We start from the raw sequence: 13,946 nt of genomic DNA, 5'->3' as shown, positions 1-13,946 counted from the left end.
GGGATGGCAGTTTCGCGACGGATGGTGGCGGTGGCGGCCGCGTCGGCGGTGCTCGGGCTCGGCGGCGGCGTAGCGGCTTCGGCGGCTCCGAGCACCGCCGACACGGCTCAGGTGCAGTCGCCGGGGGAGATCTGGAAGCGCACCGAGCTGTTCTTCGGCACCGGCAAGCCGGACGGCACCGAGGTGACGGACAAGGAGTTCGCGGAGTTCTCCGACCGCGAGATCACCCCGGCGTTCCCGGACGGCTTCACCCGGCTCGACGGCAGCGGCCAGTGGCGGGGCGGGTCGGGCGCGATCGTGCGGGAGCACACGCACGTCATCGTGCTGCTGTACCCGTTCGGCAACCGGGACGCCGAACGGGAGATCGAGGAGCTCCGCGCCGACTACAAGAAGCAGTTCCAGCAGGAGTCGGTGCTGCGTTCGGACTCCGTGGAGAAGGTCTCGTTCTGAGTCCCGGTGACCCAGCGTGCTTACGGTGATCGGCCTATCGCCTTGCGTGGGACTCGTGGTGTGCACTAGTACGCATGACGGTCCTGCGCAGGGTGTTCTTCACGGCCGTCGCCCTGGTGTCGCTGTTCCTCGGCGGCGTGGTCTGCCTGATGTGCCAGGTGCTGGCCGGCCGCGACGCGCCGACGTACCGCGTCGAGGGCCAGGTGGTGTCCCACGAGCGCGGCGCCCTCCCGGTGGCGGGCGACGAGGACACGCAGAGCCACACGATCGCCGTCGACGCGGGTGAGCGGCAGTTCCACGTGACGGCGGTCGGGCCGGGCCTGGACCTGCCGCTCGGCCAGCCGGTGACGCTCGACGTCTCCACGGCCGACGGCACCATCGCGTACCTGCGCGCAGGCGGCAGCGTGGTCGACCTGCGCCCGGGCGTGGTCCGCCCGGTCCTGCTGATCGTCGCCAGCCTCCTGGCCTTGGGCGCGGTGTACTTCGGCGCGGTCCGGCTCAACGTCTACCCGCCGGTGGCGACCTGGCTGGCCCTGGCGCTGGGGGCGTTGCTGGCGCCGGTCGCCGTTTTCCTCCGCGTGTAGACCCCCGTGCGCAGGTCACCCACGCGGCCTAGCGACAATGGGGCACGGCAGATTGTCGTCGTCGGAGGAGGCTTCACGTGCGGGACCTGGTCGAGATCGGGATGGGCCGCACCGCGCGGCGGGCGTATGACCTCGATGACGTCGAGATCGTGCCCTCGCGGCGGACGCGCTCGTCCTCGGTGGTGTCCACCGCCTGGCAGATCGACGCCTACCGGTTCGACCTGCCGCTCGTCACGCACCCGACCGACGCGATCGTCTCGCCCGGCACCGCGGTCGCCGTCGGTGAGCTCGGCGGCCTGGGCGTGCTCAACGCCGAAGGACTCTGGGCGCGGCACGCGAACGTCGAGGACGCCATCTTCCAGCTCGTCCGCGCGGCCGAGGACCTCGAGGACCCGACCGCCGTCGGGCGTGTCCTCCAGGAGCTGCACGCCGCGCCGATCCGGCTCGACCTGCTGACCGAGGCCATCAAGACCGTCCGCGAATCCGGCGTCACGGTGGCCGCGCGGGTCAGCCCGCAGCACGCCGCCGAGCTGACGCCCGACCTGATCGCGGCCGGCGTCGAGATCCTCGTCGTGCAGGGCACGATCATCTCCGCCGAGCACGTCCAGCGCGACGCCGAGCCGCTGAACCTCAAGGAGTTCATCGGCCGCCTCGACGTCCCCGTCATCGCCGGCGGGGTCAGCGACTACCGCACCGCGATGCACCTCATGCGCACCGGCGCGGCCGGTGTCATCGTCGGCCACGGCTACACGCCGGGCGTGACGAGCACCGACCGCGTGCTCGGCATCGGCGTCCCGATGGCCACCGCGATCATCGACGCCGCGGCCGCCCGCCGCGACTACCTCGACGAGACGGGCGGCCGGTACGTGCACGTGCTCGCCGACGGCGGCATGACGGTGTCGGGCGACATCGCCAAGGCCATCGCGTGCGGCGCGGACGCCGTCATGCTCGGCTCCCCGCTGGCCGCCGCCTCGGACGCGCCCGGTCAGGGCCTGTACTGGACGGCGGCCGCGGCGCACCCGTCACTGCCGCGCTCGCGCGTGGCGGCCGGCCCCGACTACGCCGTGGACCTCAAGACCCTGCTGTTCGGGCCGTCCTCGGACGCGGAAGGCGTGGTCAACCTCTTCGGGGCGCTTCGCCGCGCGATGGCGAAGACGGGTTACTCGGACCTCAAGGAGTTCCAGCGGGTGGGCCTCACCGTCCGGCGGTGAGGTGCTCGCGGAACGCCGCGAAGGCGGCCGCGGAGCAGACGAGGACGGGCCGGGGCGCCGCTTGCTTGGTGTCCCGGATCCCGACGATCCCGGGTCCGGTGCCGATCTCGACGCAGGCGTTCTCTTCGAAGTGGCTGTGGCTCGACTTGCGCCAACCGGTGAGCGTTCGTGGGCTCATGGTGGTGTCTGCCGCCCTTGTGTCCCGACCGGCGGTGATTCGCCGACGTGGACATCGACCAGTACTGAGATTACCCACTGTTGTCGTCGGACAAGCATGACCGGCGAGTAACTTACCTCTGGTCAGAACGCGGAGCCGGAGTTACGCTCCACCTGTGACTGCCAGTAACACCACCACCAGTGCGGGTGGCCCCGACTACGACGTCGTCGTGGTGGGGTCGGGGTTCGGCGGCAGCGTCGCGGCGCTGCGGCTCACCGAGAAGGGCTACCGGGTAGCCGTCATCGAGGCCGGGCGCAGGTTCGCCGACGACGAGTTCGCGAAGACGTCGTGGGACCTCAAACGCTACCTGTGGGCGCCGCAGGTCGGCTGCTACGGCATCCAGCGCATCCACATGCTCAACGACGTCATGGTGCTGGCGGGCGCCGGTGTCGGCGGCGGTTCGCTCGTCTACGCGAACACGCTGTACCGGCCGCTCAAGCCGTTCTACCGCGACCGGCAGTGGGCGCACATCACCGACTGGGAAGCCGAGCTCGCGCCGCACTACGACCAGGCGAGCCGGATGCTGGGCGTCGTCACGAACCCGACGATCACGCCGTCGGACGTCGTGATGCGCGAGGTCGCGAAGGACATGGGCGTCGCCGATTCGTTCCACCCGACGCCGGTGGGTGTCTACTTCGGCAAGCCGGGGGAGAAGGCGGCGGACCCGTACTTCGGCGGCGCCGGCCCTTCGCGCGTCGGCTGCACGGAGTGCGGCTCGTGCATGACGGGCTGCCGTGTCGGGGCGAAGAACACGCTGGTCAAGAACTACCTCTACCTCGCCGAGCAGGACGGCGCGCAGGTCATCCCGCTGACGACGGTGACCTCGGTGCGGCCGGTCGACGGCGGCTACGAAGTCGGCCTCAAGAAGACCGGGACGACTTCGAAGAAGTTCCGGACGACGATCACGGCCGAGAAGGTCGTCTTCGCGGCGGGGACGTGGGGTACCCAGAACCTGCTGCACAGGATGAAGGACACGGGCACGCTGCCCCGGCTTTCGCGCCGGCTCGGCGAGCTGACCCGCACGAACTCCGAAGCGATCATCGGCGCGGCCCGGACCGACGTCGACGAGAGCCGGAACTTCAGCCGCGGCGTCGCGATCACGTCGTCGATCCACCCGGACGAGAACACCCACATCGAGCCGGTGCGGTACGGCAAGGGCAGCAACGCGATGAGCCTGCTGCAGACGATCGCGACGGACGGCGCCTCGCCGGTGCCGCGCTGGCGGCAGGCCGTCACGTTCATGCTCAAGCACCCGGTCCAGGCGGCGAAGCTGCTCAACGGCTACCGCTGGAGCGAGCGCACGGTGATCCTGCTGGTGATGCAGAGCCTGGACAACTCGATCACGACGTACACGAAACGGGGCCTCTTCGGGCGGCGCAAGTACACGTCCAAGCAGGGCCACGGCGAGCCGAACCCGAGCTTCATCCCGGCCGGCCACGAGGCGAACGAGCGCACGGCCGAGCGCATCGGCGGCATGGCGGGCGGCACGTGGGGCGAGATCTTCGACATCCCCCTGACGGCCCACTTCATCGGCGGCGTCCCGATCGGGGCCAGCGCGGAGGAGGGCGTCATCGACCCGTACCACCGAGTGTTCGGCTACCCGGGCCTGTCGGTGGTGGACGGCGCGGCGATCACGGCCAACCTGGGCGTGAACCCGTCGCTGACGATCACGGCCCAGGCGGAGCGCGCGTTTTCGTTCTGGCCGAACAAGGGCGAGCCGGACCAGCGGCCGGCGCAGGAGGCGCCGTACGTGCGGCTGGAGCCGATCGCGCCGAAGAACCCGGCGGTCCCCGCGGACGCCCCGGCGGCCCTCCGGCGGTCCTAGACTCGGGGCCGTGACGGCATGCGAGAAGGCACACGCACTGCTCGACGGCATCCGGAAGCTCGACGACGAATGGGCGCTGGCCATCGGCGCCCTCGGTGAACCCGAACTGCGCGCCCCCAGTGCGTTGCCCGGCTGGTCGCGTGCCCACGTGCTCGCGCACGTCGCCCGCAATGCCGATGGTCTGCGCAACCTGCTGACCTGGGCGAACACCGGTGTCGAGACCCCGATGTACCCCAGCGCCGAGGCGCGCGAGCAGGACATCGAAACCAGCTCGCGGCAAGCGGCCGGTGCGCTGCTCGCCGACTTCGTCGCGGCCGCCGGGCGGTTCGAGCAGTACGCCGCCGGGATGCCGGACGACGCCTGGGCGCGCGAAGCCCGCAACCGCCAGGGTGCGCCCGTCACCGGGGCCGTCGTGGCGCGGATGCGGCTGTCCGAGCTCACCATCCACCTCGCCGACCTCGACCGGGGCTACGACCTCGACCGCGTGCTGGCGCTGCTCGGGCCGCTCACCGAGGACGTCGTGCAGCACGCCGTCGTCTCGCGCGGTGCCCACCTGCCGGCCCTGCGCCTGGCCGCCGACGGGTTCGAGTGGACGATGGGCACCGCTCCGAAGGCGACCGTCCGCGGGTCGGCCGGGGCGCTGCTCGCCTGGCTCAGCGGGCGCTCCGACGGCGCGGCCCTCGACGGCGCCGTGCCCCGGCTCCCGGCCTGGGCGTGACCGGTCCGTTCCGCCCGGTGAACGGCTTGCGCCCGCTCTACACTGGGCGTTCCCGGCACCGAGGAGTCCGCTGTGGACAGTGAGCACGACCAGGGCGTCCCCCGGCGGGCGTTCCTGCGGATCGCCGGCGTCTCGGCCGCCGGTGCCGTCGTCGCCGCGTGCGGTCCGCAGTCGCCCCCGGCCCCGGTCGCCTCGACCGCGCCGGCGCCCGCCACGTCCACTCCGCCCACCAGCCGGCTGCCCACCGCGCCGCCGAACTGGGACGACCTGCGCTCCCAGCTGACCGGCAGCCTGCTGCGCCCGGGCGCCGACGGCTACGAGACCGCCAAGCACGGGTTCAACCAGCTCTTCGACGGCAACAACCCGGTGGCCGTCGCGACCGTGGCCACCCCCGAGGACGTCCAGGCCTGCCTGAAGGCGGCCGCCGGGCGTGTCACCATCGCCGCGCGCAGCGGCGGCCACAGCTACGCCGGCTACTCCGTGCCCCAGGGCGGGCTGGTCATCGACGTGGCCGCGCTGAACAAGGTCGACGTCCAGGGCGGCAAGGCCGTGATCGGCGCGGGCGCGAAGCTGAAGGACGTGTACGCCGGCCTGGCGCGGGCCGGGCGCGCGCTGCCCGCCGGGTCCTGCCCGACCGTCGGGATCGCCGGGCTGACCCTCGGCGGCGGCATCGGCGTGCTCGCCCGCAAGTACGGCCTCACCTGCGACCACCTGAGCTCCGCGCAGGTCGTCACGGCCGACGGCCGGATGCTCACCGCCTCCGCCGGCTCCGAACCGGACCTGTTCTGGGCCCTGCGCGGCGGGGGTGGCGGCAACTTCGGCGTCGTCACCGAGTTCACCTTCGACACCGAGCCGGCGCCGCCGCAGCTGACCGTGTTCTCGCTGCACTTCCCGGCCGGGTCGGGCGCCGGCGTGCTCGCCGCGTGGCAGCAGTGGATCGCCGCGATGCCGCCGGAGCTCTGGGCGAACCTGGTGCTCTCGGGCGGGTCGCCGGTGCAGTGCCGCGTCGGCGGCTGCTACGTCGGGGACACCGCCGGGCTGACCACGCTGCTCAACAACCTGACCACCAACGCGGGCGCCCGGCCGACGCAGCGCGTGGTGAAGACCCTGGACTACCCGGGTGCCATGAAGTACTTCGAGGGCAGCTCGAACCGCCAGTCGTTCGTCGCGTCGTCGCGGATCATCACCACCCCGGTCGACGCCGCGAAGCTCGTCGCGGTCGCCGACGGCCGGCCGGGCATGGACCTGCTGATCGACGGGCTCGGCGGCGCGGTGGCCGGGCCGGCCAAGGACGCCACCGCGTTCTGGCACCGCGACGCGCTGGCCAGCGTGCAGGTCTACGCGACGGCGACGGCCAAGACCCGGGCGAAGGTCACGCAGTCTGTCGGCGACGTCGTGACCGGGCTCGCCGCGGCCGGCGCGGGCGGCGGGTACGTCAACTACATCGACCCGGCCCTGCCCGACTGGAAGACCGCCTACTACGGCGACAACGCGAAGCGGCTGCAGGAGGTCGCGCAGAAGTACGACCCGCTCAACGTCTTCCGGTTCGGGCAGGGCGTGGTCAGTTAAAGGTCGATGCCGGTGAACACCGTGACGCGTTCCTCGGTCAGGTCGTGCATCGCCGCCAGCACGCCTTCGCGGCCGACGCCGGAGCCCTTGACGCCGCCGTAGGGCATCTGGTCGGCGCGGTAGGACGGGACGTCGCCGATGATCACGCCGCCGACCTCCAGCTCGGCCGACGCGTGGAAGGCCAGCTGGACGTCGGTGGTGAAGACACCCGCCTGCAGCCCGTACGCCGATTCGTTGACCGAGCGGAAGGCCTCGTCGACGCCGTCCACAATGGACACCGCGAGGACCGGGCCGAAGATCTCCTCGTTCCAGGCCTTCGTGTCCGGCGGGACGTCGGTGAGCAGCGTCGGGGCGACGGTCGCGCCCTCGCGGGTGCCGCCGGTGAGCACCTTCGCGCCCGCGGCGACGGCCTCGTCGATCCACGCGACGATCCGCTCGGCGGCGGCTTCGTCGACCACCGGGCCGACGTCGGTGTTGCGGTCGTACGGGTCGCCGGTGCGCTGGGACTCGACGGCCTCCACCAGCGCGGGCACGAACTCCTCGGCCACGGCGGCGTCGACGATCACCCGTTGCACCGCGATGCAGGACTGACCGGCCTGGTAGTTGCCGAAGGTGGCGATCCGGTGCGCGGCGCCTTCGGGGTCGGGCCAGTCGCGCAGCACGACGGCCGCCGCGTTGCCGCCGAGTTCGAGCACGACGTGCTTGCGCGGCGCGGCGTCCTTGAGCGACCACCCGACCGGGCCGGAGCCGGTGAACGACACCACGGGCAGCCGCGGGTCGGCGACGAGTGCCTGTGTCTCCTCGTTTCCCAGCGGCAGCACGGAAAACGCGCCTTCCGGCAGGTCCGTCTCGGCCAGGATCTCGCCGAGGATCAGGGCGGCCAGCGGCGTCCGCGGCGCGGGCTTGACGACGATCGGCGCGCCGATTGCCAGCGACGGCGCGACCTTGTGCGCCACCAGGTTGAGCGGGAAGTTGAACGGCGCGATGCCGAGCACCGGCCCGCGCGGGACGCGGCGGGTCAGCGCCAGGCGGGCCTCACCCGCGGGGTCGGTGTCGAGGCGCTGGACGTCGCCGGTGAAGCGGCGGGCCTCCTCGGCGGCGATGCGGAACACCGACACCGCGCGCTTGACCTCGGCTTCGGCCCACTTGAGCGGTTTGCCGTTTTCGGCGGTGATCACCTCGGCGATCTCCTCGGCCCGCGCGGCGATCCCGCGGGAGACGTGCTCGAGCGCGCCCGCACGCAGGTGGGCGGGACTGCGCCGGAACTCCTTGGCGACCGCGGCCGCGGCGGCCACCGCGCGTTCGACCTGGTCAGGCCCGGGCACGGCGACCGTGGCGACCTCGCTGCCGTCGTACGGGTGGTGCACGACGAGGGTGGTGGCGCCCGCTTCGGGGCGGCCGGCGATCCAGGCGGGGCGCGGCTCGGGGGTGATCATGTCCATGCGTACCAACGTAATCCGGGTGGCGGCCCGACCGGCGCACCCCCACCCGGTCGGGTCACGGCTTCGCGGCAGCCGTCGGGGAGTTCGTGACAAACGTCGGGGGTGCGACGGCGGTGACACGCCTAGATTCCCGGTCATGACCACGCGCGCCACATCCCGCAACCCGTTCGCGGCCCTCGCCCCGGTGCGCCGCCGGCCGTACCTGACCGCCGCGGTGTTCGCCGTGACGCTCGCCTGCGGGATCGCGCAGCTGGTCCACCCGCCCCTGTACGACGCGATGCACCGCGACGCGGCCCGCATCGACGCCGGCCAGTGGTACCGGTTGCTCACCGGCATGTTCTTCCAGGACGGGTGGGGGTTCGGCCTGACGTCGAACCTGGTCTGGCTGGCGGTGTTCGGCACGCTCGCCGAGCGCGTCTTCGGCCGTGCTCGCTGGCTCGTCCTGTACTTCGGCTGCGGCCTGTTCGGCCAGGTCATGAGCTACCTCTGGCTCAACCCCGTCGGCGCGGGCAACTCGATGTGCACCACCGGCCTGATCGGCGGCCTGGCTGCCGTCGTCATGGTGGCTTCGCGCCGCTACGGCGTGGTGCTGCCCGTCCAGTTCCGGACCATGGCCTTCGCGGTGCCCGTGCTGGCCGTCGCCGACACGGTCGTCCACGACAACCACGGCCTCCCCGCCCTGCTCGGCATCGGCCTGGGCTTCCTGCTGCTACCGGCTCCGGTACAGGTCGCGCAGCAGTAGCACCTCGGCGCAGTGGTGGATCATCTCCCGGTTGATGTGCAGCACCAGCGTCGTCATCGGGTACTTCCCGTACGGCCCCTCCGCCGGGCCGCACGGCCGGGCCATGGCCTCCTCGTCGAGTGACCGCACACCGGCGACCCACTGCGCGTAGAACCCGTCGAGCTGCTCCAGCGCTTCCGCGGCCGTTCCCGGGTACGGGTAGGTGTCGTAGGCCGCCGGCGCGCCGCCGAAGTGCGCCGCGATCCGCGCGCCCAGCACGCCGACGAGGACGTGGTTGAGCCGCCAGGCGATCGTCGTGACCGGCGGGGGTGCCGGCTCCGGGTAGGCGAAGTCGATGGTGAACGGGCCCGTGCCGGGTTCGTCGTCGGACTTCCGCGGCCGCACGGTCCAGCACCCGGCGACCGGCTCCCAGAGGTATTCCTCGTCGGTGAGGCCCGCGAGCTTCGGGCGCGTGTGCACCTGCCAGTGGAAGTCGAGCTGGTCGGTCAGTTCCTTCGTCCAGTTCACAGCCATACCGGGGACCGTAGGCGCGATCGCGGACAGGAGCGGCCCTGAATCCCGGGTGACCCAGCCCACCTGGGACGATGGGGACAGAACCCACTTCTCGTCTGGAGGCGCCAGGTGCCCAACCCCACCGGTCCGGTTCTCGTCGTGGACTTCGGGGCGCAGTACGCGCAGCTGATCGCCCGGCGCGTCCGCGAGGCACAGATTTACTCGGAGGTCGTGCCGCACACGGCGTCGACCGAAGAGATCCTCGCGAAGAACCCCGCGGCCATCATCCTTTCCGGTGGTCCTTCGAGCGTGTACGCCGAAGGCGCGCCGGGCATGGACCCCAAGCTCACCGAAGCCGGCGTGCCGATGTTCGGCATCTGCTACGGCCACCAGCTGCTGGCCAGCGCGCTCGGCGGGGTCGTCGAGCCGACCGGCGTCCGCGAATTCGGCCGCACCGAGGTCCGCGTCACCGGCGACGGCGGTGTCCTGCACGCCGGCCTGCCCGCGCACCAGCCCGCCTGGATGAGCCACAACGACAGCGTCACCAAGGCCCCCGAGGGCGCGGTCGTCACCGCCTCCTCGGACGGCGCCGCGGTCGCCGGCTTCGAAGACGTCGAGCGCCGCTTCGCCGGCGTCCAGTACCACCCGGAGGTCGCGCACTCGCCGCACGGCCAGGAGGTGCTGCGCCGGTTCCTGCGCGACATCGCCGGGATCGAGCCGCAGTGGACGACGTCGTCGATCGTCGAGGAGCAGGTCAGGCGGATCAGCGACCAGATCGGCGACGGCCGCGCGATCTGCGGCCTGTCCGGCGGCGTCGACTCCGCCGTGGCCGCGGCTTTGGTGCAGCGCGCCATCGGTGACCGGCTGACCTGCGTGTTCGTCGACCACGGCCTGCTGCGGGCCGGCGAGCGCACCCAGGTCGAGCAGGACTTCGTCTCCGCCACCGGGGTCAACCTGGTCACCGTCGACGCCCGCGAGCGGTTCCTCGACGCGCTCGCCGGCGTCACCGACCCGGAGCAGAAGCGCAAGATCATCGGCCGCGAGTTCATCCGCGTCTTCGAGCAGGCCGAGCGCGACCTCAAGGCCCAGGGCGACTACAAGTTCCTGGTCCAGGGCACGCTCTACCCGGACGTCGTCGAGTCCGGCGGCGGCGAGGGCACGGCCAACATCAAGAGTCACCACAACGTCGGCGGCCTGCCCGACGACCTCGAGTTCGAGCTCGTCGAGCCGCTGCGGCTGCTGTTCAAGGACGAGGTCCGCCGCGTCGGCCTGGAGCTGGGCCTGCCCGAGACGATCGTGCAGCGCCAGCCGTTCCCCGGCCCCGGCTTGGGCATCCGGATCATCGGCGCGGTCGACCAGGAGCGGCTCGACACCCTGCGTGCGGCGGACCTGATCGCGCGCGAGGAGCTGACGGCGGCCGGGCTGGACCGCAGCATCTGGCAGTGCCCGGTGGTGCTGCTCGCCGACGTCCGCAGCGTCGGCGTCCAGGGCGACGGCCGCACCTACGGGCACCCGGTGGTGCTCCGGCCGGTGTCGTCGGAAGATGCGATGACCGCGGACTGGACGCGCCTGCCCTACGACGTCCTGGAGCGGATCTCCACCCGCATCACCAACGAGGTCGCGGAGGTCAACCGGGTGGTACTGGACGTGACGTCCAAGCCGCCGGGCACCATCGAGTGGGAGTGAGTCCACTGTAGACAAGGCTCGAGGCCCCGGCGTGGGATCCGGGGCCTCGAGGGTCTTCGGGCGGGTCAGCGCCGCCGCTTGCCGCCGAACGACGCGCCGAGGAGCATGAGCCCCACGAACACCGCGCCGCCGGCGATCACCCAGCGGAAGTCGAACGACGGCAGCCAGCTCGCGCCGTCCGAGAGGACGTACGCCGACACCAGCAGCGTCGCGATCCCGACAATCAGGGTGAAGACGTCCACGCCGCCGCGCTTGGCGGGCTCGGTCTCGACGGGGTTGTCGTAGGTGTAGGGGTTCTGCTCAGCCACGCCGCACCTCCACGTTGCCCACGCTGTTCGTGACCTTCAGGGTGATCTTCTGGCCGCCGGCCCCGTCGGCGCCGTTGTCCGTGCCGGTGAGCGCGTCCTGGTCGACGCCGTCGCTCTCCCGGCCGAAGCACGACGCGTTGCCCGCGCCGGTGCTGCACTCGAAGGTGACGTCCGCGGTCTCCGGCACGATGACCGTGGAGTCGCCAGCGCCGTTGGACACGGTCGTCGAGTACGGCGCCCCGGCCGGCATCCTGGTCAGGTCGAGCCGGATGTCGCCGGCCGCGTGCTGGTAGAGCGGCTTGAGCTCGGCCACGGACTGCGGCGTCGGGTCGAGGTCGCCGACGCCGCCGCGGACGTCGAAGTTCTTGAACGGCGACGTCGTCAGGACCATGCCCACGATCGCCAGCGGCACGGCGAGGCCGATCAGCCCGCGGCCGCCGCCGGCGAAGGCGCCGGCGACCAGGCCGATCCCGGTCACGCCGAGCACGAGGCCCACGATGTGCTGCGCGTCGAACCAGGTGGCGCCGTTGAGGCCGGCCAGCACCGCGCCGCCGGCGGTCAGCACGGCGAGGGCGAAGGTGGCCGAGCCGACCTTCGACCGGCGGCGCCGCTGCGGCGCCTGGTACGCGGGCGGCGGCGTGGGCCGCGGGTCCGGCGCGGGCGGGGCGTCGGGGAGGTCCCAGCCCGCCGGGTCGGCGGCGAGGGGGTCCCAGCCGCGCACCGGCGGCGGCGCCTCGGCGGTGTCGGTCATGGTGAAGGCTCCGTTTCCGGTGAAGGCCGGGTACGACGCCCGCGCGGCGACCGGCGCGGGGCGGTTCTCGTGGCCGCGGCTGCGGTGCAGCAGGTAGAGGGCGGTGGCGATGAGCGCGCAGCTGATGAGGCCGCCGCCGTCGAACCAGGAGCCGCTGATCGAGCCCCCGGTGCTCAGGACGACGAGGATCATGAGCACGACGGCGAACGCCGGCGACACCGAAGACCGGCCGCGCCCGATGAGGCCTTCGAAGCCGGAGACCTCGTCGCTCTCGCCGGGCAGGAACAGCCACCCCAGCAGGTAGAAGGGAACGCCGAAGCCGCCGAAGATCGTCGTGACGACGAGGGCGATCCGCACGACGACGGGATCGATCCCGTACCGCCGCCCGATGGCGGCGGCCACCCCGGCCAGCTTCCGCCCGGAGTGCGGCCGCCGGGGCCGGCTGACCCAGAAGTCCTTGACGGTTTCCTCGAAGCCGTTCAGGACCCCCGGCTTCGTGCTCGCACCACTCATACCGAAAAGCATGCGGCACCCGCGGCGGCGGGACATCCGGGATGGTCCCTGAGGTTTTCCCTGGCTCCCCGGATCAGGGGTTTCCCCGATGGAACGGGACACCGGTGCGTGTGACCATGGACGCGTGCAGGAGTCCCTCGACCACGTCACCGCCGAACCGGCGGTCCCGGCCACCACGACGGAGTCGGCTGCGCCCAAGATGTTCCGGCGGCGGTCCGGGCGGGCCATCGCCGGTGTCGCCGGGGGGCTCGCCGACCACCTCGGCGTGCCGGTCCTGTGGGTGCGGACCGTCTTCGCGTTGCTCGCCGCGCTCAACGGCGCCGGGTTGCTCGCCTACGGGCTCCTCTGGGTGTTCGTCCAGCAGCAGTCCGAGGAGACCGCGGAGGCGCCGAAGCCGAAGGAACGCCAGCAGGCGTTCGGCCTGGTCGCGCTGGGCGTCGGCCTCGCCGTCGGCAGCGGGACACTCACCGGGTTCATCAGCGGCTGGGTCGCCGTGCCGCTCGCCGTCGCCATGCTCGGTCTCGCGGTCGTCTGGCGGGAGGCCGACGAGTCGCAGCGCCGCCGCTGGCGAGCCGGCGCCAAGGACGGCTTCGCGGGGGCGCTCCTCGGCGGGGGCGGCTGGTCGGCTGCGATCCGGATCGTGGCCGGCGTCGCGCTGGTGATCACCGGCATCACCGTCGTCGTGCTGCGCAGCGGGACGCTCGACCAGGTCCAGTTCGCCCTGATCGCGGTCCTCGCGACGCTCATCGGCGTCGCCGTGCTGACCGTGCCGTTCTGGCTGCGGCTGGTCCGCGACCTCTCCGACGAGCGCAAGGCCCGCATCCGCACCGACGAGCGCGCCGAGATCGCCGCCCACCTGCACGACTCCGTGCTCCAGACGCTCGCGCTGATCCAGAAGCAGAGCGAGTCGCCGCGCGAGGTCGCGCGGCTGGCCCGCAGCCAGGAGCGCGAGCTGCGCGGCTGGCTCTACGGCGCAGGCGGTTACGGCAAGCCCGCCGAGAACGTCGAAGAAGCGACCGGCCAGCTGTCCGAAGCGCTCGCCACGGCGTGCGGCGAGGTCGAGGACACCTTCGCGATCTCGGTCGGCCAGGTCGTCGTCGGCGACGCCGAGCTGGACGAATCGCTGGTCGCGCTGGTCCAGGCCGCGCGCGAGGCGATCGTCAACGCCGCCAAGCACGCGGGGGTGGAGGAGGTCAGCGTCTTCGCCGAGGTCGAGCCGACGTCGGTGACGGTGTTCGTCCGCGACCGCGGCAAGGGTTTCGACCCCGACCTCGTCCCGGACGACCGCCACGGCCTCGCCGACTCGATCCGCGGCCGGATGACCCGCCACGGCGGCACGTGCAAGGTCCGCACGGCGCCGGGCGAGGGCACCGAGGTCCAGCTCGCCATGCCGGTGAAAGCGGGCAAGGGAGCGGCGTGAGGCGGCTATGCTCGAACT

Annotated in this window: 14 protein-coding genes; 9 read left to right on the top strand and 5 right to left on the bottom strand. The window is 72.3% G+C overall.

The window, feature by feature from the left end; all coding sequences use genetic code 11:
• Positions 1-3: 3 nt before the first annotated feature.
• The 3 genes from BLW76_RS04845 to BLW76_RS04835 all read left to right on the top strand — a co-directional run bounded on the left by BLW76_RS04845 (position 4) and on the right by BLW76_RS04835 (position 2,245).
• Complete coding sequence (locus tag BLW76_RS04845) at positions 4-450, top strand: DUF3574 domain-containing protein (RefSeq protein ID WP_244170043.1); 447 nt, start codon at positions 4-6, stop codon at positions 448-450.
• Positions 451-524: 74 nt separating this feature from the next.
• Positions 525-1,034: a hypothetical protein gene (locus BLW76_RS04840; RefSeq protein ID WP_091304632.1), complete on the top strand. Its 510-nt coding sequence runs from the start codon at positions 525-527 to the stop codon at positions 1,032-1,034.
• Positions 1,035-1,111: 77 nt separating this feature from the next.
• Positions 1,112-2,245: a GuaB3 family IMP dehydrogenase-related protein gene (locus tag BLW76_RS04835; RefSeq protein ID WP_003073532.1), complete on the top strand. Its 1,134-nt coding sequence runs from the start codon at positions 1,112-1,114 to the stop codon at positions 2,243-2,245.
• On the opposite strand, the gene BLW76_RS04830 is transcribed toward BLW76_RS04835, so the two are convergent.
• A complete protein-coding gene (locus BLW76_RS04830) occupies positions 2,229-2,423 on the bottom strand; it encodes a DUF397 domain-containing protein (protein ID WP_091304631.1) in 195 nt (64 codons plus the stop codon). The genes BLW76_RS04835 and BLW76_RS04830 overlap by 17 nt on opposite strands.
• Positions 2,424-2,577: 154 nt before the next feature.
• Here BLW76_RS04830 and BLW76_RS04825 point away from each other — a divergent pair, with 154 nt between their 5' ends.
• The 3 genes from BLW76_RS04825 to BLW76_RS04815 all read left to right on the top strand — a co-directional run bounded on the left by BLW76_RS04825 (position 2,578) and on the right by BLW76_RS04815 (position 6,574).
• A complete protein-coding gene (locus tag BLW76_RS04825; protein WP_091304630.1) occupies positions 2,578-4,287 on the top strand; it encodes a GMC family oxidoreductase in 1,710 nt (569 codons plus the stop codon).
• 10 nt (positions 4,288-4,297) lie between these two features.
• On the top strand, positions 4,298-5,005 hold the full coding sequence (locus BLW76_RS04820; RefSeq protein ID WP_091304629.1) for a maleylpyruvate isomerase N-terminal domain-containing protein: 708 nt from the start codon (positions 4,298-4,300) through the stop codon (positions 5,003-5,005).
• A 72-nt stretch (positions 5,006-5,077) separates the two neighbouring features.
• The gene (locus BLW76_RS04815; protein WP_091304628.1) at positions 5,078-6,574 is read left to right on the top strand and encodes an FAD-binding oxidoreductase; all 1,497 of its coding nucleotides are present in this window, start codon (positions 5,078-5,080) and stop codon (positions 6,572-6,574) included.
• On the opposite strand, the gene BLW76_RS04810 is transcribed toward BLW76_RS04815, so the two are convergent.
• Entirely contained in the window at positions 6,571-8,016 is a 1,446-nt protein-coding gene (locus BLW76_RS04810) for an aldehyde dehydrogenase family protein (protein ID WP_091304627.1), read from the bottom strand. The genes BLW76_RS04815 and BLW76_RS04810 overlap by 4 nt on opposite strands.
• 136 nt (positions 8,017-8,152) lie before the next feature.
• On the opposite strand from BLW76_RS04810, the gene BLW76_RS04805 reads away from it, so the two are divergent.
• Positions 8,153-8,758, top strand: coding sequence for a rhomboid family intramembrane serine protease (locus BLW76_RS04805; RefSeq protein WP_091304626.1), 606 nt, complete (start codon positions 8,153-8,155; stop codon positions 8,756-8,758).
• Here BLW76_RS04805 and BLW76_RS04800 read toward each other — a convergent pair.
• Entirely contained in the window at positions 8,726-9,271 is a 546-nt protein-coding gene (locus tag BLW76_RS04800; protein WP_091304625.1) for a DinB family protein, read from the bottom strand. The genes BLW76_RS04805 and BLW76_RS04800 overlap by 33 nt on opposite strands.
• A gap of 108 nt (positions 9,272-9,379) precedes the next feature.
• Between BLW76_RS04800 and guaA the strand changes: the two genes are divergently transcribed.
• Positions 9,380-10,936, top strand: coding sequence for a glutamine-hydrolyzing GMP synthase (gene guaA, locus BLW76_RS04795; RefSeq protein ID WP_091304624.1), 1,557 nt, complete (start codon positions 9,380-9,382; stop codon positions 10,934-10,936).
• A 65-nt stretch (positions 10,937-11,001) separates the two neighbouring features.
• Here the strand turns inward: guaA and BLW76_RS04790 are convergent, their stop codons facing one another.
• Positions 11,002-11,244 carry a hypothetical protein gene (locus BLW76_RS04790; RefSeq protein ID WP_091304623.1) on the bottom strand — a complete coding sequence of 81 codons (243 nt, stop codon included), beginning with the start codon at positions 11,242-11,244 and terminating at the stop codon, positions 11,002-11,004.
• A complete protein-coding gene (locus BLW76_RS04785; RefSeq protein ID WP_091304622.1) occupies positions 11,237-12,508 on the bottom strand; it encodes a PspC domain-containing protein in 1,272 nt (423 codons plus the stop codon). Before BLW76_RS04785 ends, BLW76_RS04790 begins: the two co-directional genes overlap by 8 nt.
• A gap of 88 nt (positions 12,509-12,596) precedes the next feature.
• Between BLW76_RS04785 and BLW76_RS04780 the strand changes: the two genes are divergently transcribed.
• A complete protein-coding gene (locus tag BLW76_RS04780; protein ID WP_091304621.1) occupies positions 12,597-13,928 on the top strand; it encodes an ATP-binding protein in 1,332 nt (443 codons plus the stop codon).
• The last annotated feature ends 18 nt before the right edge of the window (positions 13,929-13,946 follow it).

This window comes from Amycolatopsis tolypomycina, assembly GCF_900105945.1.
In the GTDB taxonomy this organism is placed as follows: Bacteria; Actinomycetota; Actinomycetes; order Mycobacteriales; family Pseudonocardiaceae; genus Amycolatopsis; species Amycolatopsis tolypomycina.
The sequence above is the reverse complement of the archived record's forward strand: the minus strand, read 5'-3'. Positions and strand labels throughout refer to the sequence as shown.

Bases quoted from the DNA above. Each gene is read 5' to 3' on its own strand.
- BLW76_RS04845 (WP_244170043.1), top strand. From the start codon at position 4: ATGGCAGTTTCGCGACGGATGGTGGCGGTGGCGGCCGCGTCGGCGGTG.
- BLW76_RS04780 (WP_091304621.1), top strand. From the start codon at position 12,597: ATGGAACGGGACACCGGTGCGTGTGACCATGGACGCGTGCAGGAGTCC.
- BLW76_RS04800 (WP_091304625.1), bottom strand. From the start codon at position 9,271: ATGGCTGTGAACTGGACGAAGGAACTGACCGACCAGCTCGACTTCCAC.
- BLW76_RS04810 (WP_091304627.1), bottom strand. From the start codon at position 8,016: ATGGACATGATCACCCCCGAGCCGCGCCCCGCCTGGATCGCCGGCCGC.
- BLW76_RS04785 (WP_091304622.1), bottom strand. From the start codon at position 12,508: ATGAGTGGTGCGAGCACGAAGCCGGGGGTCCTGAACGGCTTCGAGGAA.
- BLW76_RS04805 (WP_091304626.1), top strand. From the start codon at position 8,153: ATGACCACGCGCGCCACATCCCGCAACCCGTTCGCGGCCCTCGCCCCG.
- BLW76_RS04830 (WP_091304631.1), bottom strand. From the start codon at position 2,423: ATGAGCCCACGAACGCTCACCGGTTGGCGCAAGTCGAGCCACAGCCAC.
- BLW76_RS04840 (WP_091304632.1), top strand. From the start codon at position 525: ATGACGGTCCTGCGCAGGGTGTTCTTCACGGCCGTCGCCCTGGTGTCG.